Below are 20,860 nucleotides of genomic sequence, written 5' to 3'. Positions count from 1 at the left end.
GGTCAGGTCATCGTCATGTCGGCGCGGTCGTCGTCGGCAAGAAGTTTTGCATCGACGACGGACCAGCGCAGATCGACCGTGTCACCAATCGAGAACGGTGTGGCTTCCAGCGACGAGCGCACGATGGCGACCGAGCCGTCGCGAAGCGTCACCTGGTATTTCGAACCCGACCCCACATAGATCGCTTCGCTGACCTCACCAGTGAGGCTGTTCTGCCCGGCGGCGGGAGGCGTGTTGGTGCCGGCAAGCGACAGCTTCTCCGGCCGCAGCAGGACCACCGGTTTGCGGCCGCCGGCGAGCTTGCCGTAGGCCACGATCTTCTGGCCGGCGATCGTCAGGCTGGTCTGGTCTCCGGACGCCTGGGCCTCGCCGCGCAAACTGGTCGATTCGCCGATGAACTTCGCCACGAACAAGGTCGTCGGCTCGTCGTAGAGCTGGCGGCCGGTTCCGACCTGTTCGATGCGGCCCTGATTGAACACAGCGATGCGGTCGGAGAGCACCAGCGCTTCTTCCTGGTCGTGCGTCACATAGACGAAGGTGGTGCCGAGTTCGCGGTGGATCCGCTTGATCTCCAGCTGCAGCCATTCGCGCAGTTTCTTGTCGAGCGCGCCGAGCGGTTCGTCCATCAACAGCAGCGGCGGATCGAAGACGATGGCACGCGCCAGCGCCACGCGCTGCTGCTGGCCGCCGGAAAGTTCGGAGGGATAGCGATGCGCGAAATCGGCCATCTTGACCATGTCCAGTGCTCGTACGACGAGACGGTCGCGCGCCTGCTTGTCCATGCCGCGCAAGGTGAGGGGATAGGCGACGTTCTTGCCGACCGTCATGTGCGGAAACAGCGCGTAGTGCTGGAAGACGACGCCGATGTTGCGCTTGTGCGCCGGCAGGGCGACGATGCTCTTGCCGCCGACGGCAAGATCGCCTGCGGTGAGGTCGGTGAAGCCCGCAACGACGTTGAGCGTGGTCGTCTTGCCGGAGCCGCTGGGCCCCAGCAGCGTCATGAACTCGCCCGGCTCGATATGCAGGCTGACATCGTCGAGCGCGGTGAAATTGCCGTAACGCTTGGTTGCGCCCTTGATGTCGATGGCCGCGCCACGTTCCCTCGCAGTCATCTCAACTCCTCGTCGATTTCGAGCTGATGATCAGCCCGGCGCTGATGATCAGCGTCGTGGCAATGAAGATGATGGTTCCGACGGCCGTCACCGTCGGGTCGGCGTCGCGGGTGATGCTGGTGAAGATCTGCACCGGCAAGGTCTTGAGGTAGGGACTGGTGATGAACAGCGCGACGATGATTTCATCGAAGGAGGTGACGAAGGCAAACAAAAGCCCGGACAGGATACCGGGCGCGATCAGCGGCAAGGTCACGGTGCGGAATGTGGTGAAGCGGTTGGCGCCGAGGCTGGCCGCCGCCGTTTCCAGCCGCACGTCGAAGACTTCGAGGCTTGCCGATACGGCGATGATGACGAAGGGGATCGCCAGCATCGTGTGCGCGATGACGAAGCCGGTGGTGGTGCCGACAAGCTGGTAGTCGAGGTAAACGGCATAGATGCCGATCGCCAGCACCACGCCGGGCACGATCATCGGCGTGATCAGGATAGCGCGCAGCAGGCCGGCGCCGGAATGTTTCATGCGGCTGAGGCCAAGCGACGCCAGCGTGCCGATCAGCGTGGCGGCAACGGCGACGAGGCCCGCGACCCTCAGCGAATTGAAGAAGCTCGACAGCCAATCGGGATTGGTGAAGAAATTCGCGTACCACTGCCAGGAGAAGCCGGAGGGCGGGAAGGCAAGCGACTTCTTCTCGTTGAACGACATCGGGATGATGACCAGCGTCGGCATCACCAGCCAGACGGCGACCAGCAGGCAGAACAGGCCGAGCAGAATGCGGAACGGCGTTTGTCTCATGATCTGGACGCCTGCTTGTGGCGCTGGCGTATCAGCGGGGCGGCGAGTGCCAGAAGCACGAAGGTCGCGACCAGCAGGACGACCCCCATGGCGCCGCCGCGTCCCCAGTTGAGCAGGCTGAGCACCTGGCTCTGCACCAGCGTCGACAGCATGGTGCTGCGCGGGCCGCCGAGCAGGGCAGGGGTGATGTAGAAGCCGAGCGACAGGATGAAGACGATGATGGCGCCGGCGAAGACGCCTGGCAGCGACAGCGGCAGATAGATCTGCAGGAAGGCACGTGCGGGCCGCGCGCCGAGGCTGCGCGCCGCCTGCACGAGGCGCAAATCGATGCCGCGCATGACAGAATAGAGCGGCAGGATCATGAACGGCAGCAACACCTGCGCCATGCCGATGACGACTCCGGTCTGCGTGCGGATCAGCTTCACGCCGTCAAAGCCGAGCAGCCTGATGACCGAATTGATGATGCCGGAATCCTGCAGCAGGATGACCCAGGCCAGGGTACGCACCACGCCGCTGACCCAGAACGGTACGAGCACGCACAGGATGAGGACCAGCCGCAGGCGCGGCCCGACCGCCGTCATGAGATAGGCGTAGGGATAGGCGGCGATGACGCAGACGATGGTGACCCAGGCGGCGATGGAAAAGGTGCGCCACAGGACGGTGACGTTCACCGGCGTGGAGAAGAACCAGACGTAGTTCTGCAGGCCCCAGGCCGGGTCCGAAAAACTGCGCAGCGTGACGGTCAGCAAGGGATAGCCCATAGCCGCGACAAGCAGGAGCAGGGCCGGCATCGCCAGCAGCGACGGATAGGCGGCAAGGCGCAGGCGCCGCTGCGGCCCCTGCACGGCACCTGACGGCCGGGGATAATCACCCCCGGCCGTCGGCGTATGCGATGTCTGGCTCACGCCGTCACCTCAGTGGTAGCCGGCTCAGTTGCCGGCCATCAGCGCCGTCCACTTGTCGGACGCAGCGGCGAAGTTGGCGACCCAGAACTTGATGTTCTGCTGATAGCCGAGCTTGGCGTGGTCCGGCGTGTTGGTCAGGAAGGCGGCGACGGACGCGTCGACCTTTGGCTGTGCCTCGTTGTTGATCGGCGAGTAGGAGGTCTGCTCGGTCAGGATCTCCTGCGACTTCTTGCCGAGATAGGCGTTGATCAGCGCGTAGGAGGCATCGGGGTCCTTGGCGCCGACCGGGATGGTCAGCTGATCCATGACGACCAGCCAGTCCTTCCACACCGGCGTGTAGGCAGCGCCATTCTTGACCGCCGTCATGGCGCGGCCGGTCCACATGATGATCATGTCGGCCTCGCCGGATTCGGCAAGCTGCTGGGATTCGGCGCCGGTTTTCCAGAAGATGGTGTCGGGGCCGATCGCCTTGATCTTGGCGATGCCCTTGTCGATATCGGCAGGCGTCATGGCGTCGACCTTGCCGCCGTCGGCCAGGATGGCCTGTTCGATCAGGCCGCCGAGCGGGCTGCCGCTGCCGTCGATGGCGCGGGTGCCGGGGAATTTCGCGGTGTCGAAGAAATCCTTCCAGTCCTTTGGCGGATTGTCCTTGTAGGTGTCGTTCTTGTACATCAGGACCATGCCGTAATTCATCGCCGGCACGCTGCATTCGCCGACCTGTCCGGGCGGGATGTGCGAGATATCGAGCTTGGTCAGATCGAGTTTCTGGAACAGTTTTCCGCAATGCACGAAGGGCGGAAAATCGTCCGTGTCGACGACATCCCAGGTCACATTGCCTGATTCGACCTGCGCTTGAAGCTTGGCGATTTCGGTCGGTCCGTCGTTCAAAAGCTTGACGCCGCTCTTGTCGACGAACTCCTTGAGCGCGGCAACCTGGCCGTCCTGGTAGATGCCGCCATAGGAGACGAAGGTCAGCGTCTTGCCCTTCAACGAGCCGTCGACGACGGTTCCGGCCGGCGGCGCGTTCTGCGCGTGAGCGGCGGCTGCGAGCAAGGCCAGTGCGGCGGCGCCGACAAACCCGGCCAATCTTGATCTGCTTCCCATTTTCTAACCCTCCGATGGCTCGCTGTTTGATTTTGGCAGGCCGGGCGCGAGCGTTTTCCGGGCTACATATTGATCGAGGTCGACGGCGCCGCTTGTCGGCGGCGCGATGATCCACAGCACTTCGGCCACCGTATCGCCGACATTGATCGTCCGGTGCGGCGTCGAGGTCGAATATTCGATGCTGTCGCCCTCTTCGAGCGTGAAGCTCTCGTCGCCGAGCGTCAGTTGCACGCGTCCGCGCAGCACGAGGAACATCTCGTTCGCGTTGCCATGCGTGTAGGGCACGTCGCCGGTGGAGCCACCGACGGCGAACTCGCCGCAATAGACTTCCATCTCGCGGATCGGCCGGCGCGACAGCAGCGTCTTGCGGTAGCCTTCGCTGGTCGGCAGCGCCGGCCGTTCGGCCCGTGTCAGCACCGCGTGCGGCGACACCTCGCGTTCGTCGAAAAGATCGGCGAGGCTGATGCCGAGCGCGTTGGCGATCAGCATCAGCGTGCTGGTGTTGGCACCCGAAAGGCCGCGCTCGAGCTGGCTCAGGAAGCTGGCGGTGGTGCCGATCATGTCGCCGAGCTGGCGCAGCGTCAGGCGCCGCGTGGTGCGATAGGCCTTGATGCGATCGCCCAACACCGTCGAGCGGCGCGCTTCGGCGCTGGTTGCGGCATTGTCGTTGAGTGCGTGATCCGCAGCGATTTTCATGGCGATCTCAGGGTTCACTTAACATGCTATTAAGTGAGGCGTCCTGGCAAGCGGAATCGCCTTGTCATTTGAAAATCATCGATGGACCTGCAGAGAGCCCGCAATCGGCCGACCGGCAACGCCGGTTCGGCTCGATCACTGGATCATGAAGCGCGAACTGAATGGCAGGCTTGCCGCGCCGACGGCCTTCGGGCTGATGCTGACCCGCGCGGGCAGCGCTTCGATGCCGGGGAATTCCCGGCCGATGTCGGCGCACAAGGCCTTGGCGATCTTCTGCGGCGCGTAGCTGGACAGGACGACCGTCCTGAATTCGACAAACTGGGTCAGTGCGGAAATAGAGGCTTTCAGGCGGTTGGAGCATTCCCCTAGCCATTCGCTGTAGGCCTCGCCAAGGTCAGGCCACTCGGGGCTGCTGCTCCAGATGATTTCGGACGGGCGCCGGCGCTTGGTCAGTTCGCTCTCCAGGCGCACAAGGCCATGATCGAAGCTGGCGCTGGAGTTTCCCTTGTAGATCTGGTGGTTGAGGATGAGCCTGCTCTGCAGCCGTGCTCCCAGATAGAAGAACAAATAGTCGTTGAGCGGCTTGGCGACGCCGAACATGCTCTCGCCGCCGGCCGCCGCGGTGATGTCGTTCTGCACGAAAACCGGCAGCTTGATCTGTTCCTCGATCTCCCCCTGCAAGGCTTTCAGCGAGGTGCTCGATCCGTTGCGGGTTGCAGCCATCGTGTCGACATCGTCGGGAACGGCCAGGCCGATGCCGGCAACCCGGCTGCGCGCCTCGACCGGCAGGCTGGTCATGGCTTGCCTGATCGCGCCGAACAGATCGCTGCTTTGGGGAAAGGGATTGGCTTCATCCGCCGGCAATTGCGTGTGGAAGCGCACGGTGCCGATGAAATCGATGAGTGCGATGTCGATCCTGCGCCGGCTGAAGCCGACGCCAACCGCATAGGCGCCCTCCGGGTTGAGCGAAAGCGGGATGGTGGGCGGACCGACGCGGCCGCGCTGCGCCTCGCCCTGCGAGACCAGGCCTTCCTGTTCCAGCGAGCGGACGATGACCGAGGCCGTCTGCGCCGACAGGCCGGTCTTTTCGCCGATTTCCATCCGCGAAATGCCCTCGTTCTGAAGCAGCAGCGACAGCACCAGCCGCTCATTGTAGCTGCGCACGCTCAATGCATTCAGCCCGCTCGCACGATCGGCGATGCGCAAGGGATTGGGTGGTGCGAACCTCATGTCAGGCAAGGGTCGCCCCGTCGGTTAGAGCTCGTTGCCCGGTGGCTGTAGTGTTGCTCATGTCGAGCGGCTCCAGCCGATGGCATCGACCGCGCGGGCAAGTGCGGTGCCCAGCAATCTGTGCGCCTCGGCATCGATGTGAAAGCCGTCCGCTTCGCTGCACGAGACCACCGAGCCGGCATCGAAAAAGTGGAGTTCGAGCGAGTCCGCTAGAACCTCGAACTCGAGCGCGAGCAGGCGCGATTTCTCCGGCGCACCGGCGAAGATGGACTTCCATTCCTTGACGTCGTCCTGCATCGGCGGCGGCGCCACGATCATGATCTCGGGCGTCGAGCCGCCTGGCCCAGGCGCCAGCTCCTTGATGTCGTAGACGAGGCAGCCGATCCCCATCGCCACTTCCGACGGCGGCTTGTTGAAGCGGATCTTCAAATCGTTAGTGCCGAGCATGATGATGACGAGGTCGAGCGTCGCATGGCTCTGCAGGCAGGGGCGAAGATAGGTTCTGCCGTTTTTGTGGGCGCCCTCGATCGGGTCGTCGTGGACGGTGGTGCGGCCGCTCAATCCTTCCTCGATGACATACCAGTCGGGGCCTAGCTGAGAACGCAATATGCCCGGCCAGCGTTCACCCGGCCCATAACGCTCGAGCGGCCCCCTGCCGGGGATCTGGCCGTGCGTGTTGGAGTCGCCGTAGCACAAGACTGATCGCATGTTTTTCCCGCCGGGACTGACAGCGCGCCGAAGCCGGCGAGCGCCAATCATGATGGATAGAGGAGCGATGAAAGGCAAGCAAGGGAATAGTCATTCAACATGACTAACTATTGACAGGGCGAATCCGCTGTGCTTCTAAAGTGCCCGGAGGAGTTCTCGACCGTCATCATTGTCCAGCAGGAATTGGGCTTCGGCACGCATGTGTTCGGGGGCGGGAGAATTGCGTGCATCGGTCGGTTTGCGACAACGAGCATGCATTGGGAGAGCGTCTCATGGCCGTACGCATTCGTACGGCCGGCCATACGAATTCGTAGGCCGGGGCAACCACAAGGAGGAGAGTTTAATGTTAGGATTGCTGAAAACCGTCGGCTTGGGGATGCTCGTTGCGTCCACGCTTGCCGTGACGTCGCTGGCGCATGCGGAAGACATCAAGCTGATGGACGGCGTGGCGCCGCGCCCCGACGACACGCGCATGACCGCGGCCGGTGCGTTCAAGAAGGACCCGCCCTGGGTCATCGGCATGAGCGACTTCGGCGTCAACGCCAACACCTGGACAGTACAGGTGGCGCATGAGGCGGAGAACGCCGCGGCCAAGGACAAGCGCATCTCGAAATTCATCCTGCTCGATGCCGGCTTCGACCAGAAAAAGCAGGTGGCCGACATCGAGGACCTGATCGCGCAGCATGTCGACGCGATCATCGTTCAGCCGGTGACCAGCACATCGGCCAATGCCAGCATCGCCAAGGCGGTCGCCGCCGGCATCCCGGTCATCCTTCACACCGGCCGCATCGATTCCGACGCCTACACCACCGAAATCCAGGGCGGCGCCGAGCATTTCGGCAAGGTGATGGGCGACTGGCTGGTCAAGACCGTCGGCGACAACGGCAAGATCTGGGTCCTGCGTGGCCTGGCCGGCCATCCGGAAGACACCAACCGCTACAACGGCTTACTGGAATCACTTAAAGGCACCCATGTGCAGATCATCGCCGAGGAGCATGGTGACTGGCAGTACGACAAGGCCAAGAAGCTGTGCGAGACGCTTTATCTGAACAACCCACAGGTTGACGGCATCTGGTCGTCCGGCGCTGACATGACGCGCGCCTGCGTCGATGTCTTCAAGCAGTTTGGCACGCCCGTTCCGCCGATTTCGGGCGAGGGCAACAATGGCTATTTCGGCCAGTGGATCACGGACGGGTTCAAGTCGATCTCGCCGGAATACAGCCCCGCCCAAGGTGCGGCCGGCGTGCGCGCCGCCGTTGCCCTTCTGGAAGGCAATCAGCTCTACAAACGCTATGTCTATAATCCCGACGGATGGGACCAGGACAAGGCCAAAAAATACTATCGCGACGACCTCACCGCCAATGTCTGGTGGCCGAGCGAACTGCCAGAAGACAAGCTCAAGGAATATTACGGCAAGAAGTGACGGCGCCGTGGCTGGCGGGGAGTGGACAAGCATTCCCCGCAGGCCATTCCATCTGTCGAATCCGGTTCGTTCGAGGGTTTCGTGACCAATCTTATCGAGATGTCCCACATTTCGAAGGCGTTCGGAGGGAGCAGGGCGCTCCATTCCGTTTCCCTCGATCTCAAGGCGGGCAGCGTCCACGCCCTGATGGGCGAGAACGGCGCCGGCAAATCGACGTTGATGAAGATCCTGGCGGGCGTGCATCAGCCCGATTCCGGTGAGATCTTCATGAACGGGGAGAAGCTCGATCTGAAATCGCCGCGAGCCGCACTCGATGCCGGCATTTCGACCGTTTTCCAGGAGCACTCGCTGCTGCCCAATCTGTCGATCGCCGAAAACATGTTTCTGGGCCGGGAGCCGACGACCCGGTTCGGCTCGATCGATTATCGGGTGATGAGCAGCCAGACCGCCAAGGCGCTTGGCGAACTCGGCCTCACGCTCGACCCGTCGCAACTCGTTTCAAACCTGGCCATAGCCGAGCGGCAATTCGTCGAGATCGCGCATTGCATCCAGGCCGACGCCGGCGTGCTCATCCTCGATGAACCGACGGCGGCGCTCAACGCGGCCGATGTCGATGTGCTCAACCGCAACATCCGCCGGCTGCGCGATAAGGGGAAGGCTGTCGTCTACATCTCGCATCGCATGGAGGAGATCTTCGAGCTGTGCGACACGGTGACGGTGCTGAAGGACGGCGCACTGGTCGGCACCAGAATGGTGTCCGAGATCACCACCGACGACCTCATCACCATGATGGTCGGACGCGAGCTTCAGGACCTTTTTCCCGATCGTACTGATAACAAAGGCGACGAGATCCTGCGCGTCGAGAACCTGAGGATCACCGAGACATCGCGGCCGCTGTCGCTGACATTGCACAAGGGCGAGATCGTCGCCCTGGCCGGCCTGGAGGGACAGGGCCAGCAGCGCTTCCTGAGATCGCTGATCGGCCGCTATCATCCCTCCGCCGGGACGATTTCCGTCAACGGCAAAGCGCTGAAAATGCCGCTCCCGCCATCATCAGGCGTTCGCCATTTGCAGCAGCTGAGGGTCGGCTTCGTTCCCGAGGACCGCAAGGAAGAGGGGCTCTTCCTCGCTTTGCCAATCGCCCACAACATCGCCATCGGATTGCATTCGAGGCGATCCGAGCTCGCGCCGGCGCGGCCGTATCGAAACGTGATCGCTCGCATGATGGAGGTCATGAACATAAAGGCGGCAGGGCCGTCCGCGCCGGTCGGCTCCCTGTCCGGCGGCAACCAGCAAAAGGTTCTGCTCGGCCGCTACCTGGCCGCCGATCTCGATCTTCTGCTGGTCGAGGAGCCGACCCGCGGCGTCGACATCGGCGCCAAGTCCGAGATCTACCACCTGCTGCGCGACTTTACCGCCAAGGGCGGCGCCGTGCTGGTGCTGTCGCGCGAGACGATCGAATTGATCGGGCTCTGCGACCGCATCTACGTCGTCCATGACGACACCATCGTTGCCGAAATGCCGGCAGCGCAGGCGACAGAACACAAGATCCTCGACGCGGCCCTGACGGGCGGCTCCGCGCGCCAGCATTAGGGGCCTCCATGCATCGTTCGCTTTTCAACATCCTGAGTGGCCGGAACACGCGGCAAGGCCTGTGGGGCCTGCCACTGCTGGTCGCCTTGCTCATTTCGCTGTGGCTGACCGTCGAGACGACGCAGTTCGCCACGGCCGAGAACCTCTTCAACCTGGTTGCCCAGGCGATGCCGCTGATCATCGCGGCGATAGGACAGCTCGTCGTCGTGCTCATCGGCGGGCTCGACCTGTCGGTCGGCTCGGTCATCAGCTTCACCACCGCGGTGCTGGCGCTCGACCAGCCGGCGATCGTGCTGATCCCGGCGGTCTTCGTGCTGGCGGCACTCATCGGGCTGATCAACGGCATGGCGATCACCCGCTTCAACGTCCATCCGATCATCGCGACGCTGTCGACGCAGTACATCGTGCTCGGCATCACGCGCATCCTGCGGCCCGTCTCCGGCGGCACCGTGCCGGAGATCGTCATCGATGCCGTCTCGGGCAGTTTCCTCGGCATTCCCTATCCGGTTTTCTGGGGCATCATCGTGATCCTGGCAGCGTGGAAACTGCTCTACGGATCCCGGTACGGGCTGCATCTGTTTGCGATCGGCGGCGGCATCGCGTCCGGCGCCGAAAGCGCTGCCCGCAATTTCGGCGTCTCCGACCGCCGCAACATTATCCTTGCCTATGTGGTCTGCTCCTGTTTCGCGGCCGCTGCCGGTGTCTTCCTGGCCGGGCGCATCGTGTCGGGCGATCCGAATGTCGGTCTGCTTTTCGAACTCGATACCGTCACCGCCGTGGCGCTCGGAGGCACCCAGCTCTCCGGCGGCATCGGCAGCCTGCACGGCACAGTGATCGGCGCGCTGGTCATGGCGCTGCTGGCTAACGGCATGAACCTCGCCAACGTCTCGCCCTTTGTTCAGACAGCGATCAAGGGCGGCATCCTGCTGGCGGTGGTCGGGTTGCAATCCCGCAAGAAAATGGGGCTCTGAGCGATGGCCGCCGTTCTCGCAAATCCGATCGCCCGGCGTCTGCTGCGCATCCCGCCGTCCTATTTTGTCTTCATCGTGCTGCTGGCGACGCTGTGGATCGCGCGGCCGAACATGCTCAACCTCAACATCATGGGCATCTTCGTCAGGCAGATCGTGCCGCTCGGCATCCTGGTGCTGGGGCAGCTCGTCGTCATGCGGGTGAAGTCGATCGACCTCTCTGGCGGCGGCATCATCCTGCTCATCAACTATTTCATCTCGTCGGGCACTTTCCCCGGCGCGTCGATGCCTTTCTTCGTCGTGCTGGCGCTCGCCACCGGCCTCGTCATCGGCCTGTTCAACGGCTTCATGATCGGCAACCGGCGGGTGTCGGCGGTCATCGTCACGCTGGCGGTCAGCATCATCCTGGTCGGGCTGGTGCAGTTCCTGTCGAGCGGCAATCCGCCCGGCGATGTGCCGAAGCTGTTCAACGACCTATACAACACGAAATTCCTGTCGGTTCCGACGCCGGTGCTGTTCTGGGTCCTGCTGACCGCTTCGGTGTGGCTGCTTCTGTCGCGGACCATCTTTGGCCGCTACGTCGCTTCGGTCGGGGAGAATGCCGAAGCCGCGCATTTTTCCGGCGTGCCGGTCCAGCGCACGGTCATCCTGGCGCATACGCTCGCCGGCCTGATAGCGGCGATCGCCGCCCTGGTGCAGACCGGTTCCATCGCCGTCGGCAGCGTCCGTATCGGCCTCGACCTGCCGATCCTGGCGGTCGCGGCAACGATCCTCGGCGGCGTCGTCTTCGGTCGTGGCGACGGCGGCGTCTGGGGGCCTTTCTTCGGGGCGCTGTGTTTTGCGCTGCTGTTCGTGGTGATGACGGTGCTCGGCATCGACGAGCCCGGCAAGCTCATCGCGCAGGGCGTCATCATCCTCGGCGCGGCGATCTTCTACGGAGTGCGCGTGCGAAACCCCTGATTTGAAACGGCGAAGAGCAAGTGCGCCGGCGTTCAGACAATTGCAAACAGATGGAGAAACATGGATGTCACCGCCAAAAAACATCATGTGCTACGGCGACTCGCTGACCTGGGGCTGGGTTCCGGTCAAGGAAGGGTCGCCGACCTACCGCTACCCTTATGATCAGCGCTGGACCGGTGTGATGGCGGCGGCGCTGGGGGCGGGCTACCACATCATCGAAGAAGGCCTGAGCGCGCGCACGACCTGTCTCGACGACCCCAACGATCCGCGCCTGAACGGGGCGAACTATCTGCCCTCGGCCATCGCCAGCCATCTGCCGCTCGACCTGGTCATCGTCATGCTCGGCACCAACGACACCAAGTCTTATTTCCGCCGGACGCCTTATGAGATCGCCAATGGAATGGCGAAACTGGTCGGGCAGATCCTGACCAGTGCCGGCGGCATCGGCACCCCTTATCCGGCTCCCAAGGCGCTGGTCATTGCGCCGCCGCCGCTGACCCCGATGCCCGATCCGTGGTTCGAGGGCATGTTTGGTGGCGGGCACGAAAAATCCAGGGATCTGGCCAGGCAGTACAAGGCGATGGCGGATTTCATGAAGATCGATTTCCTCAATGCCGGCGATTACCTCACCACGGATGGTGTTGACGGCATCCATTTTACTGCCGGAAACAACGCCGATCTGGGACGCGCCGTCGCCGACAAGGTCAAGTCGATCCTTGAGCCGGGCAAGGTCAGCACTGCCGCCTGAAGCCGCCACGCCCGTCGGCTCGCGGCACACAGGCCTACGGCGCGGGTGTATCGCTCGTTGCTCCGGCGATGCACATCGATACGGGGCCGTTTGGCCCCGTATCGATGTGGCGCTCGACGCCTGCAGACCTGCGTTGATCTAGGGCCTTGTGCCCCGAGGAACATGATCGGCAGACGATTTGGTTTGGCGGTCGAAAACGACCGCCAGGCCGTTCTTCACGGCAAGCGAGGCGACCATGTCGTCGAGTTCGCGATCGGGAATGGCGGGTTTGAGGACCTGCCGGATGGCCCGATAGGCCTGCTCGGTCGACACATAGTCGTAGCGCTTTTTGCGCGCTTCCACATATTGCTCGATGAGAATGCTCAATCGGCGGGCGGCGATGCCATCTGGTTGCTGCAAGGGAGCCTCCTCAGCGTCGATCGTTTGCAGACCCCCGAGATGTAAAAACCCACGCCGCGAAAGTTAAGGCCTGCTGTCGGCTTGAAGCCCAAAAAATCTATTGCCTTCGTTCAACGAACTGCACCGCAGAGTGACATCGTGTCCGAACTGGCACATCGCAGCCGCAAGGCGCGGGTCAACTTGCCCGTCCGAATCCCGACCAAAGCGTGTATTCACAACAGCTCCGACAGAACGGCCATGAAATGGTCGTTCTCCGCTGTCGAGCCGATGCTGACTCGCACATAGGTGTCAAAACCCTGCTGCTTCCACGGCTTGACGATGACGCCGTGACGCAGCAGGCCTTCGACGAAGGCGGAAGCATCTTGCCGGCAGTTGAAGAACAGGAAGTTGCCCCTGGAGGCAGCGACATCGAGGCCCTTGCTCGCCAGGAAAGTCTCGACGCGTTTTCTCTCTGCATTGGCCAGCGCGACGACCCTGGCAAGGTGTTCGTCGTCGGCCAGTGCCGCGAGTGCGGCCGCCTGGGCCATCGCGTTGGCGTTGAAAGGCGTGCGGACGCGATCGAGCAGCGCGCGCAGCTCCGGGTCACCGACGATGCCGAAGCCGATCCGCAATCCGGCCAGACCGAACGCCTTGGAAAAGGTCCGCAGCACGATCCAGGGCCGGCCCAGCTTTTCGAGATAGGGCAGGGACGATGCATAATCGTCGCCCTTGGCATATTCGGCATAGGCTTCGTCGATGACGATCAGCGTCTCGTCGCCGACCGCATCCAGAACCCTCGACAGATCGCCGCCGGAGAGCCAGCTGCCGACCGGGTTCATCGGGTTCGAAAACAGCAGCATGCGCGGCCGCTCGCGCACCGCCTCGACCAGCGCATCGACATTGATGGTGAGATCGTCGTTGACGACAACGCGTTTGACGGTCGCCCCCATCAGCGTTGCGTAGTCCTCATGCAGCGGGAACGACGGATAGAGCGTGACGACCGCGTCGCCCGGCCGCAACACGGCACGGCTGATGACGGAGAGAAGGTCTTCGGAACCGTTGCCGAGGATGATCTGGCCCTCGGCGACGGCATATTTGTCGCCGATCGCCTGGCGCAGCTTGCGCCCGGCGGGGTCGGGATAGAGGCGGAACATCTCGGAGCCGGCATGCATCGTCGTGGCTAGCTTCGGGCTGGGCCCGAGCGGGTTTTCGTTGGAGCCCAGTTTGGCGATCCTGGCCGGTGCGTATCGCTCCATGACCTCGTCAATGGTGAGCCCGGAATTGTAGGGCGACAAACGGTTGACTTCGGTGCGGACCATATCCGAGGCTTTCGACACGGGTGGGCTCCTTTGCAGCGGATTTCGTCATCAGTACCGCAGCTGAAATGATTTGTATATGCTTGTATATGTAACCTGCGATCTGATAGCATTGATACCGGCGCCGAGGCCAACACCGATCAGGAGGATCACATGCGCAACGCTTCTCTCTTCGATCTCTCCGGCAGGAAGGCGCTTGTCACCGGCGCAAGCCGAGGCATCGGGCGCAGCATCGCCGAAGCGCTGAGTGCTGCCGGCGCCGACGTCGCGGTCTCGGCGCGCAGCCTGGCCTCATTGCAGGACACAACGGCAGCCATCCGCGCCGCCGGCGGAGTGGCGCACGCCATCGCTCTCGACGTCACCGATGTCGGCCGCTGCCGCGCAGCCACCAACGAGGCTGCCGGCCTGCTTGGCGGTCTCGACATTCTCGTAAACAATGCCGGGATGGAGGAGGTGCGGCCCTCGCTCGATGTCGACGAGGCGCTGTGGGACAGGATCGTCGACACGAATCTCAAGGGAGCGTTCTTCTGCGCCCAGGCCGCCGCGCGGCAGATGCGCGATGCCGGCCGTCCTGGTGCCATCATCAATCTGTGCTCGCTGACATCCGAAGTCGGAATTCCCACCGCGGTGCCATACGGCTCGTCGAAGTCGGGCCTGCTCGGCATGACCCGCGCCCTTGCGGCGGAGTGGGCGGAGCTTGGCATAAGGGTCAACGCCATCGCGCCGGGATATTTCAGGACGGCGATGACCGACGTTTTCTACAGCAACGAGGCATGGCAGCACTCCATGCTGGCCAAGATCCCGCAGCGTCGTTTCGGCGACCTCCACGACCTGCATGGCATCGCCGTGTTCCTCGCTTCGGATGCGGCTGCCTACATAACCGGCCAGTCCATTCCGGTCGATGGCGGCTTTCTCGCCTCGATCTGACGAGGCAGGTTTGTCTCCGTGGTTTCGACGGGAAGGATGATGGAAAAATTGCTGGCGACTATCATACATACATGTATATACTTTTGCCCGGTGAAGCCTCTCGACGGCTTTGATCCTTGCCCCGGTCGGCCTGTCGACCCGCAGAACTATGGCCATCCACGGGCCAACCGTCATTGCGTTCCAAGAGTTCCAGGAGACGAGCAATCATGTCCGACATCAGCTTCCACGATTTGTCATCCATCGATGCCGACCAGCGCGCCAGTCTGCTGAAGCGCGCCGAGGCCGATCTGACGGTCTTCGTCGAGAAGGTCCGGCCGATCATCCAGGCCGTCAAGGACGAAGGCGATGCCGCCTTGATCCGCTTCGCCAGGGATCTCGACAAGGCCAATGTCGCCGAGGGCGAACTGCAGGTGTCGGAAGCCGAGTTCGACGCGGCGTTCGACAAGGTGGAAAAGGACGTCGTCGAGAGCATCCGGTTCGGCATCGACAACATCAGGCATTTCCACGAAGAGCAGAAGCCGGAGACGATGTGGCTCAAGGAAGTCCGGCCGGGCGCCTATGCCGGCGACAGGTACACGCCGATCGCATCCGTTGCGCTCTACGTGCCGCGCGGCAAGGGCGCCTTTCCATCGGTGACGATGATGACGTCGGTGCCGGCGGTGATTGCCGGCGTGCCGCAGATCGCCATCGTGACGCCGCCGACATCGGATGGTTCGGTGGATGCGGCAACGCTCGTCGCCGCGCGTCTCGCCGGCGTGGGCACGGTCTACAAATGCGGCGGCGCCCAGGCAGTTGCCGCCGTCGCTTACGGCACCGAGACGGTGAAGCCCGCGCTCAAGATCGTCGGCCCCGGCAGCCCGTGGGTGGTCGCGGCCAAGAGCGTGCTGTCGTCGGTCATCAACACAGGCCTTCCGGCCGGCCCGTCGGAAGCGATCATCTTTGCCGATGACAGCGTTGACGGCGGCCTTGCCGCGCTCGACCTGTTGATCGAAGCCGAGCACGGGCCGGATTCCTCGGCCTATCTGGTGACGCACAGCCGCAAGGTTGCAGAAGCAGCGCTTGCTGCACTTCCCGAGCATTGGTCGCGGATGACCGAACAGCGTGTGGAGTTTTCGCGCGCGGTGCTGACCGGCAAGCGCGGCGGCATCGTGCTGACCGCGTCGCTGGAAGACAGCTACCGCTTCATCAACGACTATGCGCCCGAACATCTCGAGATCCTGTCGAAGGAGCCGTTCGCGCATCTCGGGCGCATCACCGAGGCGGCCGAAATCCTGATGGGTCCGCACACGCCGGTGACGCTGGCCAACTTCGTTCTCGGTCCCAATGCTGTGCTGCCGACCAGCCGTTGGGCGCGGACCTACGGGCCGCTTTCGGTAACGGATTTCGTCAAGCGCTCGTCGGTCGGCTATGTCACCTCGGTGGCCTATCCTGAACTCGCTCTGCACGCCCGCAGGCTCGCCCGCTACGAGGGCTTCAGCTCGCATGAGAACGCGGTCTCGGAAATCCGCGACCGCTATCTCGCCGGTTGAGCGGAAGCGATCGTGATGAAGGCCGCACGACTGTATGGACCTGGTGACTTGCGCATCGAGGACATCGCCACGCCGGGCGTGCCGGATGCGGGCTGGGTGAAGCTCAGGGTCGACGCCGCCGGCATTTGCGGTTCGGACCTGCACAATTTCCGCACGGGACAGTGGATAAGCCGGTCGCCTTCGACGGCCGGCCATGAGTTGACCGGCACGGTGACTGCCATCGGCGCGGGCGTGGACGCCTTCGCCGTCGGCGACAGGGTGGTCGCCGATTCCCGTTTCTGGTGCGGAGACTGCGCGCAATGTCATGGCGGCAGGCGGCATCTCTGTGTGTCGCTGGGCTTTGTGGGAGAAATCTGCGACGGCGGGTTTGCCGAACAGGCGGTGCTGCCCGCACGGCTCTTGCATATCATCGATGCCGGGCTCGACGAGCGGGTCGCGGCGATGGCCGAGCCGCTGGCGGTGGCGCTGCACGCGGTGCGGCGCCTGCCGAAAACGGCCGGCTCCGTGCTGGTCGTCGGCTGCGGGCCGATCGGCGGTCTTGCCGCGCTATTGCTGTCGCGAACCTTCGCCGGCACCGTGCTCGTCGCCGACCGCAACCAAGCTCGCAGCGCCCGCGTGTCGCAGGTGACGGGTGCCAGGATCGTCGATCTGAACCGAGATGCCGTTGCCGCCGCAACCGCCAATGCCCCGCTGCTCGCGGCCATTGAGGCGACCGGCAGCGTCGCGGCGCTCAACCAGTTGCTTGGCGTTGTCGATCCCGGCGGCACGATCGCCATGGTGGGCATTTTCCATGGCCGCCTCGACATTGATCCCAATACGCTGGTCGAACGCGAAATCGGCTTGCTGGGATGCCACGCCTTTGCCGATGAGCTGCCCGAGGCGGTGCGGATGCTAGGTGAACTCAGCGAACCGCTGTTGGCGCTGATCGACCAGGAGATCGGCCTGGATGACATTCCGGCTGCCTATGAGCGGCTGTTGGCGGGACACAGCGACGGCTTGAAAACAATCATCCGCATGCGGCAACCTGTCGAGCAGTCGTGATTTCCGATGAATCGCCGGAAAGGACTTTTGAAATGATCACTTTGCCCGACACGGCCAGCCCTCTTTACGAGAAGGTGAAGGGCTACATCCTGGCGAACATCGGAACGGGCCGGTGGGGCAAGGATCGCAAGCTGCCGTCCGAGAACGAGTTGGTGGCGTCGCTCGGCGTGTCGCGGATGACGGTTCACCGGGCGCTCAGAGAGTTGACCTCGGCCGGGTTCCTGATCCGCCTGCAAGGTGTGGGAACCTTCATCGCGCCGCCGCGGCCGCAATCGACGCTGATCGAGATCAACAACATCGCAGCCGAGATCGTCGAGCGCGGCAACAGGCATCGTTCCGAAGTCCTCGTCCTCGAAACCATCATGCCGACAAAGGAGCTGGCGCTGTCGTTCGAGTTTCCAAAGCGCGTCTCGATCTATCATTCCGTCGTCGTCAATTTCGAGAATGATCTGCCGGTGCAGCTGGAAGAGCGCTTCGTCAATCCGAGCCTCATTCCCGATTACGACAAGCAGGATTTTTCGAAGACGGCGACCTACGACTATCTCATGCAGAAAACCCCGGTGACCGAAGTCGAGCATATCATCTCGGCGATCCCGGCCGACGCCGAGACGGCGCGGCATCTGGGCATCGATGTCGGCGCCTGCTGCCTTTTCCTGCACCGCCGGACATGGACAGGCGCGGTGGTGGCCACCATCAGCAAGCTGACTTATGCCGGCAGTCGCTACTCGCTCGGCAGCCGCTATTCCCCTTCAAAAAGCAGCTAACGGAAGCAGGACGAATGCAAGTCGGAGCGGTTTCGTTGCCAATGTATATACATGTGCTGACGAGAACGCTTTCGCTCTCGAATGGACGGGCCAAGAAGGACAACAGATGACGCAGACACCGAGTCGCACGGCGCAGATCCGGGCACTCGCGCAGCATGATGTTGCCGAAGCACAAAGCGCGCTGGCGGCATTGCTGGGCGACCTGTTCGCGATGAGTCCCCGCAATGTGCGCATCAACTTCGACAAATACAGCCTCAATTCGCTGAACGGCTTCTTCGAAGACGACGGCAAGGCCTACTTCTTCAAGTTCCATCAGGAGGAGCGGGAGGAGGCGATGACGGGCGAGTATTACCGCGCCGAGATTCTGTCGCGCGCCGGCCTGCCGGTCGACCAACCCATACACATGTCGGCGCAGCCCGGCGAGCAGATCCTTGTCTACCGCCGCCGCACGGATCCGAGATTTTCGGATGTGCTGTTCGCGCTGGATGCGCAGGACGATGCCGGCAAGCGGCAAGAAGCCGTTCTTGCCGAGCGCGACCTGTCGGCCAGGCTGCTCAAGGTCTATCTCGAGACGCTGCATCCGGTGACTGTCGCGGAGGTCTCGGCGGAGCCGATCCACAGGCTGTTTCATGAGCGGCTGATCGATGCAAACACACGCTTGTCGCCAGGCGGCCGGCTGGCCGATTTCTATGTCGGCAAGCCGTTCGTCTTTCCCGGTGCCGAGCTGGATTGGGATCGGTTTTCCCGGCTGAAATTCGTCATCAACGGCCAGCAGTACACCCACAGCGTCGGTGAGCTTTTCGATGCCGCCGCGGTGCGCTTGCGGCCCGACCGGCTTGCCGATGCCGGCGGCGTGGTCGCGCATGGCGACGCCCACAACGCCAATGTCTGGTACACGGCTAAGGCGGGGAGGGCGGAGCTGTCCTTCTTCGATCCCGCCTTTGCCGGCTCGCATATCCCGACGCTTCTGGCGGAGGTGAAGGCGACGTTCCACAACATCTTTGCCCATCCGTTCTGGCTCTATGATCCGGCGACCGCGACAGAGGCTTTTGGCGCCCAGGCGCGGCTGGACGGAAATCTGCTCCATGTCGACACGGACTGGGACCTGAGCCCCGTCCGCAGCGACCTGCTGGAGGTCAAGGCGACAGCGCTGTGGCGGCCATTGCTGCTGGAGCTCAAACGGCGCGGCATGCTGCCGGCCGATTGGCGCGCGGTGCTGCGGGCCGGTCTTTTCCTGTCGCCGACGCTGGTCATGAACCTGCGGGCCGGCGCGCGCAGCCACACGCCGGTCTCCTCCCTTATTGCCTTTTCAGTCGCGGTCATGGTCGGCAGCGAACCCGTTGCCGGAGCTGATCGGGCGACAGATTTCCTCGACCGGATCGATCCGGAAAAGCGTGAAAATTGAGTCTTTCCAGCTTGTATATGCATGTATGTATTTTAGCCTTGACATCCGCTCCCGCTGACGCTGAAATATCCTCGCACTTCACCATGAAGTGGCAGGTAAGACGCCGAGGCACAGTGCCGCAAGAGCAGAAACCCGCAGTCTCACCAGACCGGCTGCCTGGGTTAGAAAAAGCGGTCTGATCATCAAGGGGAACAAAGATGATGCGTAACCTAACAGGACAATTTCGCGCGCTCGTGATGGCCGCCGCCATCGGGCTGGCCGCCGCCCCGGCAGCCTACGCAGCCGATGCGGCCATTCCCACCACGCCCGAGGCAGGAGCGTTCAAGATCGGCATCGAGCCCTGGCTCGGCTATGGCCAATGGCATGTCGCCGAGGCCAAGGGCCTGTTCAAGACGAACGGGCTGAGCGACGTCCAGATCGTCAACTTCGCCGAGGACAAGGACATCAACGCAGCACTTGCAAGCGGCCAGCTCGACGCCGCCAACATCGCCACCCACACGGCGATGGGCATGGTCGCGGCCGGCCTTCCGGTGAAGATCGTGTTGCTGCTCGACGTTTCCATGACCGCCGACGCCATCATCGCCGGCAAGGACGTCACCTCCATCGCGGACCTCAAGGGCAAGCAGGTGGCCTTCGAGGAAGGCACGACGAGCGACATTCTGCTCAAATACGCGCTCGCCAGGAACGGCATGTCGATCGACGATGTGAAGCCGGTTCCGATGCCTGCGTCCGATGCCGGCAGCGCCTTGATCGCCGGCCAGGTGCCGGTCGCGGTGACCTATGAACCGTACCTCACCGTCGCCATGGCGCAGAACAAGGACCTCAAGCTGCTGTTCACCGCCGGCGAGGATCCCGGCCTGATCAGCGACGTGCTGGTGGTGCGTGACGAGGTGATCAAGTCGCGGCCCGGCCAGGTGCTGGCCATGATCAAGAGCTGGGACGCGGCGCTCAAGGACTACAATGCCGACACGCCCGGTGGACGCGCCATCATCGCCAAGGCCGTCGGTTCGGACGTCAAGGACCTCAACACCGCCTTTGACGGCGTGCGCTACTACTCACTCGCCGAAAACAAGACGGCGCTGACAGGCGACTTCACCACCAAGACCTTCGCCGATGTCGAAGCCGCCGCCAAGAACGCCAAGCTGCTGCAGGCCGATGTGACACCGGAGCAGATGATCGACCCGGCCTTCGTCAAGGCGGCGGAATGACCAAGGCCGGATCGCGGTGGTGACACAGATGCCCCGGGAGCGACCGGCGGCAGGA

The 20,860-nt window shown here is 63.1% G+C and carries 20 protein-coding genes; 11 read left to right on the top strand and 9 right to left on the bottom strand.

Features of this window, described 5'->3' with window-relative positions; genetic code table 11:
- Positions 1-2: 2 nt before the first annotated feature.
- From AC0L24_RS20720 to AC0L24_RS20690, 7 genes are all read right to left on the bottom strand, one after another.
- Positions 3-1,112, bottom strand: a complete 1,110-nt coding sequence (locus AC0L24_RS20720; protein ID WP_473564119.1) for an ABC transporter ATP-binding protein — start codon at positions 1,110-1,112, stop codon at positions 3-5.
- 1 nt (position 1,113) lies between these two features.
- Positions 1,114-1,902 (bottom strand): ABC transporter permease, encoded by a 789-nt coding sequence (locus AC0L24_RS20715; protein WP_023809409.1) that lies wholly within the window; start codon positions 1,900-1,902, stop codon positions 1,114-1,116.
- Positions 1,899-2,807 carry an ABC transporter permease gene (locus tag AC0L24_RS20710; RefSeq protein WP_127809696.1) on the bottom strand — a complete coding sequence of 303 codons (909 nt, stop codon included), beginning with the start codon at positions 2,805-2,807 and terminating at the stop codon, positions 1,899-1,901. The genes AC0L24_RS20715 and AC0L24_RS20710 overlap by 4 nt, the downstream gene beginning before the upstream one ends.
- A gap of 24 nt (positions 2,808-2,831) precedes the next feature.
- Positions 2,832-3,911 (bottom strand): extracellular solute-binding protein, encoded by a 1,080-nt coding sequence (locus tag AC0L24_RS20705; protein WP_292458686.1) that lies wholly within the window; start codon positions 3,909-3,911, stop codon positions 2,832-2,834.
- Positions 3,912-3,914: 3 nt separating this feature from the next.
- The gene (locus AC0L24_RS20700; RefSeq protein WP_127267132.1) at positions 3,915-4,607 is read right to left on the bottom strand and encodes a helix-turn-helix domain-containing protein; all 693 of its coding nucleotides are present in this window, start codon (positions 4,605-4,607) and stop codon (positions 3,915-3,917) included.
- Positions 4,608-4,742: 135 nt separating this feature from the next.
- Positions 4,743-5,837 carry an ROK family transcriptional regulator gene (locus AC0L24_RS20695; RefSeq protein WP_127326628.1) on the bottom strand — a complete coding sequence of 365 codons (1,095 nt, stop codon included), beginning with the start codon at positions 5,835-5,837 and terminating at the stop codon, positions 4,743-4,745.
- 57 nt (positions 5,838-5,894) lie between these two features.
- Complete coding sequence (locus tag AC0L24_RS20690) at positions 5,895-6,545, bottom strand: SGNH/GDSL hydrolase family protein (RefSeq protein ID WP_023809404.1); 651 nt, start codon at positions 6,543-6,545, stop codon at positions 5,895-5,897.
- Positions 6,546-6,888: 343 nt separating this feature from the next.
- Here AC0L24_RS20690 and AC0L24_RS20685 point away from each other — a divergent pair, with 343 nt between their 5' ends.
- The 5 genes from AC0L24_RS20685 to AC0L24_RS20665 all read left to right on the top strand — a co-directional run bounded on the left by AC0L24_RS20685 (position 6,889) and on the right by AC0L24_RS20665 (position 12,237).
- The gene (locus tag AC0L24_RS20685) at positions 6,889-7,968 is read left to right on the top strand and encodes a substrate-binding domain-containing protein (protein WP_127271056.1); all 1,080 of its coding nucleotides are present in this window, start codon (positions 6,889-6,891) and stop codon (positions 7,966-7,968) included.
- Between the two features lie 81 nt (positions 7,969-8,049).
- Positions 8,050-9,561 (top strand): sugar ABC transporter ATP-binding protein, encoded by a 1,512-nt coding sequence (locus tag AC0L24_RS20680; protein WP_473564118.1) that lies wholly within the window; start codon positions 8,050-8,052, stop codon positions 9,559-9,561.
- 8 nt (positions 9,562-9,569) lie between these two features.
- Positions 9,570-10,532, top strand: a complete 963-nt coding sequence (locus tag AC0L24_RS20675) for an ABC transporter permease (RefSeq protein WP_127382428.1) — start codon at positions 9,570-9,572, stop codon at positions 10,530-10,532.
- A 3-nt stretch (positions 10,533-10,535) separates the two neighbouring features.
- Positions 10,536-11,489 (top strand): ABC transporter permease, encoded by a 954-nt coding sequence (locus AC0L24_RS20670; RefSeq protein ID WP_127272456.1) that lies wholly within the window; start codon positions 10,536-10,538, stop codon positions 11,487-11,489.
- Between the two features lie 64 nt (positions 11,490-11,553).
- Positions 11,554-12,237, top strand: a complete 684-nt coding sequence (locus tag AC0L24_RS20665) for an SGNH/GDSL hydrolase family protein (RefSeq protein ID WP_127271777.1) — start codon at positions 11,554-11,556, stop codon at positions 12,235-12,237.
- Positions 12,238-12,375: 138 nt separating this feature from the next.
- Here AC0L24_RS20665 and AC0L24_RS20660 read toward each other — a convergent pair whose 3' ends face one another.
- A complete protein-coding gene (locus AC0L24_RS20660) occupies positions 12,376-12,636 on the bottom strand; it encodes a hypothetical protein (RefSeq protein WP_127809698.1) in 261 nt (86 codons plus the stop codon).
- Positions 12,637-12,848: 212 nt separating this feature from the next.
- Positions 12,849-13,952, bottom strand: coding sequence for a histidinol-phosphate transaminase (locus tag AC0L24_RS20655; RefSeq protein ID WP_127809699.1), 1,104 nt, complete (start codon positions 13,950-13,952; stop codon positions 12,849-12,851).
- Positions 13,953-14,084: 132 nt separating this feature from the next.
- Between AC0L24_RS20655 and AC0L24_RS20650 the strand changes: the two genes are divergently transcribed.
- The 6 genes from AC0L24_RS20650 (at position 14,085) to AC0L24_RS20625 (ending at position 20,805) form a co-directional block, all read left to right on the top strand.
- Positions 14,085-14,858 carry an SDR family NAD(P)-dependent oxidoreductase gene (locus AC0L24_RS20650; protein WP_128309466.1) on the top strand — a complete coding sequence of 258 codons (774 nt, stop codon included), beginning with the start codon at positions 14,085-14,087 and terminating at the stop codon, positions 14,856-14,858.
- A 206-nt stretch (positions 14,859-15,064) separates the two neighbouring features.
- Positions 15,065-16,387 (top strand): histidinol dehydrogenase, encoded by a 1,323-nt coding sequence (gene hisD / locus AC0L24_RS20645; protein WP_473564117.1) that lies wholly within the window; start codon positions 15,065-15,067, stop codon positions 16,385-16,387.
- Positions 16,388-16,402: 15 nt separating this feature from the next.
- A complete protein-coding gene (locus tag AC0L24_RS20640) occupies positions 16,403-17,428 on the top strand; it encodes a zinc-dependent alcohol dehydrogenase (RefSeq protein ID WP_352581179.1) in 1,026 nt (341 codons plus the stop codon).
- A 32-nt stretch (positions 17,429-17,460) separates the two neighbouring features.
- Positions 17,461-18,192 (top strand): histidine utilization repressor, encoded by a 732-nt coding sequence (hutC, locus tag AC0L24_RS20635; RefSeq protein WP_473564116.1) that lies wholly within the window; start codon positions 17,461-17,463, stop codon positions 18,190-18,192.
- A 106-nt stretch (positions 18,193-18,298) separates the two neighbouring features.
- Positions 18,299-19,597, top strand: a complete 1,299-nt coding sequence (locus tag AC0L24_RS20630) for a hypothetical protein (RefSeq protein ID WP_473564115.1) — start codon at positions 18,299-18,301, stop codon at positions 19,595-19,597.
- A 200-nt stretch (positions 19,598-19,797) separates the two neighbouring features.
- Positions 19,798-20,805: an ABC transporter substrate-binding protein gene (locus AC0L24_RS20625; protein ID WP_127269923.1), complete on the top strand. Its 1,008-nt coding sequence runs from the start codon at positions 19,798-19,800 to the stop codon at positions 20,803-20,805.
- The last annotated feature ends 55 nt before the right edge of the window (positions 20,806-20,860 follow it).

Source organism: Mesorhizobium sp. WSM4809, assembly GCF_055811655.1.
This window is presented reverse-complemented; position numbering and strand designations above follow the sequence as displayed.

Bases quoted from the DNA above. Each gene is read 5' to 3' on its own strand.
- AC0L24_RS20720 (WP_473564119.1), bottom strand. From the start codon at position 1,112: ATGACTGCGAGGGAACGTGGCGCGGCCATCGACATCAAGGGCGCAACC.
- AC0L24_RS20715 (WP_023809409.1), bottom strand. From the start codon at position 1,902: ATGAGACAAACGCCGTTCCGCATTCTGCTCGGCCTGTTCTGCCTGCTG.
- AC0L24_RS20705 (WP_292458686.1), bottom strand. From the start codon at position 3,911: ATGGGAAGCAGATCAAGATTGGCCGGGTTTGTCGGCGCCGCCGCACTG.
- AC0L24_RS20700 (WP_127267132.1), bottom strand. From the start codon at position 4,607: ATGAAAATCGCTGCGGATCACGCACTCAACGACAATGCCGCAACCAGC.
- AC0L24_RS20695 (WP_127326628.1), bottom strand. From the start codon at position 5,837: ATGAGGTTCGCACCACCCAATCCCTTGCGCATCGCCGATCGTGCGAGC.
- AC0L24_RS20690 (WP_023809404.1), bottom strand. From the start codon at position 6,545: ATGCGATCAGTCTTGTGCTACGGCGACTCCAACACGCACGGCCAGATC.
- AC0L24_RS20685 (WP_127271056.1), top strand. From the start codon at position 6,889: ATGTTAGGATTGCTGAAAACCGTCGGCTTGGGGATGCTCGTTGCGTCC.
- AC0L24_RS20675 (WP_127382428.1), top strand. From the start codon at position 9,570: ATGCATCGTTCGCTTTTCAACATCCTGAGTGGCCGGAACACGCGGCAA.
- AC0L24_RS20670 (WP_127272456.1), top strand. From the start codon at position 10,536: ATGGCCGCCGTTCTCGCAAATCCGATCGCCCGGCGTCTGCTGCGCATC.
- AC0L24_RS20665 (WP_127271777.1), top strand. From the start codon at position 11,554: ATGTCACCGCCAAAAAACATCATGTGCTACGGCGACTCGCTGACCTGG.
- AC0L24_RS20650 (WP_128309466.1), top strand. From the start codon at position 14,085: ATGCGCAACGCTTCTCTCTTCGATCTCTCCGGCAGGAAGGCGCTTGTC.
- hisD (WP_473564117.1), top strand. From the start codon at position 15,065: ATGTCCGACATCAGCTTCCACGATTTGTCATCCATCGATGCCGACCAG.
- AC0L24_RS20640 (WP_352581179.1), top strand. From the start codon at position 16,403: ATGAAGGCCGCACGACTGTATGGACCTGGTGACTTGCGCATCGAGGAC.
- hutC (WP_473564116.1), top strand. From the start codon at position 17,461: ATGATCACTTTGCCCGACACGGCCAGCCCTCTTTACGAGAAGGTGAAG.
- AC0L24_RS20630 (WP_473564115.1), top strand. From the start codon at position 18,299: ATGACGCAGACACCGAGTCGCACGGCGCAGATCCGGGCACTCGCGCAG.
- AC0L24_RS20625 (WP_127269923.1), top strand. From the start codon at position 19,798: ATGCGTAACCTAACAGGACAATTTCGCGCGCTCGTGATGGCCGCCGCC.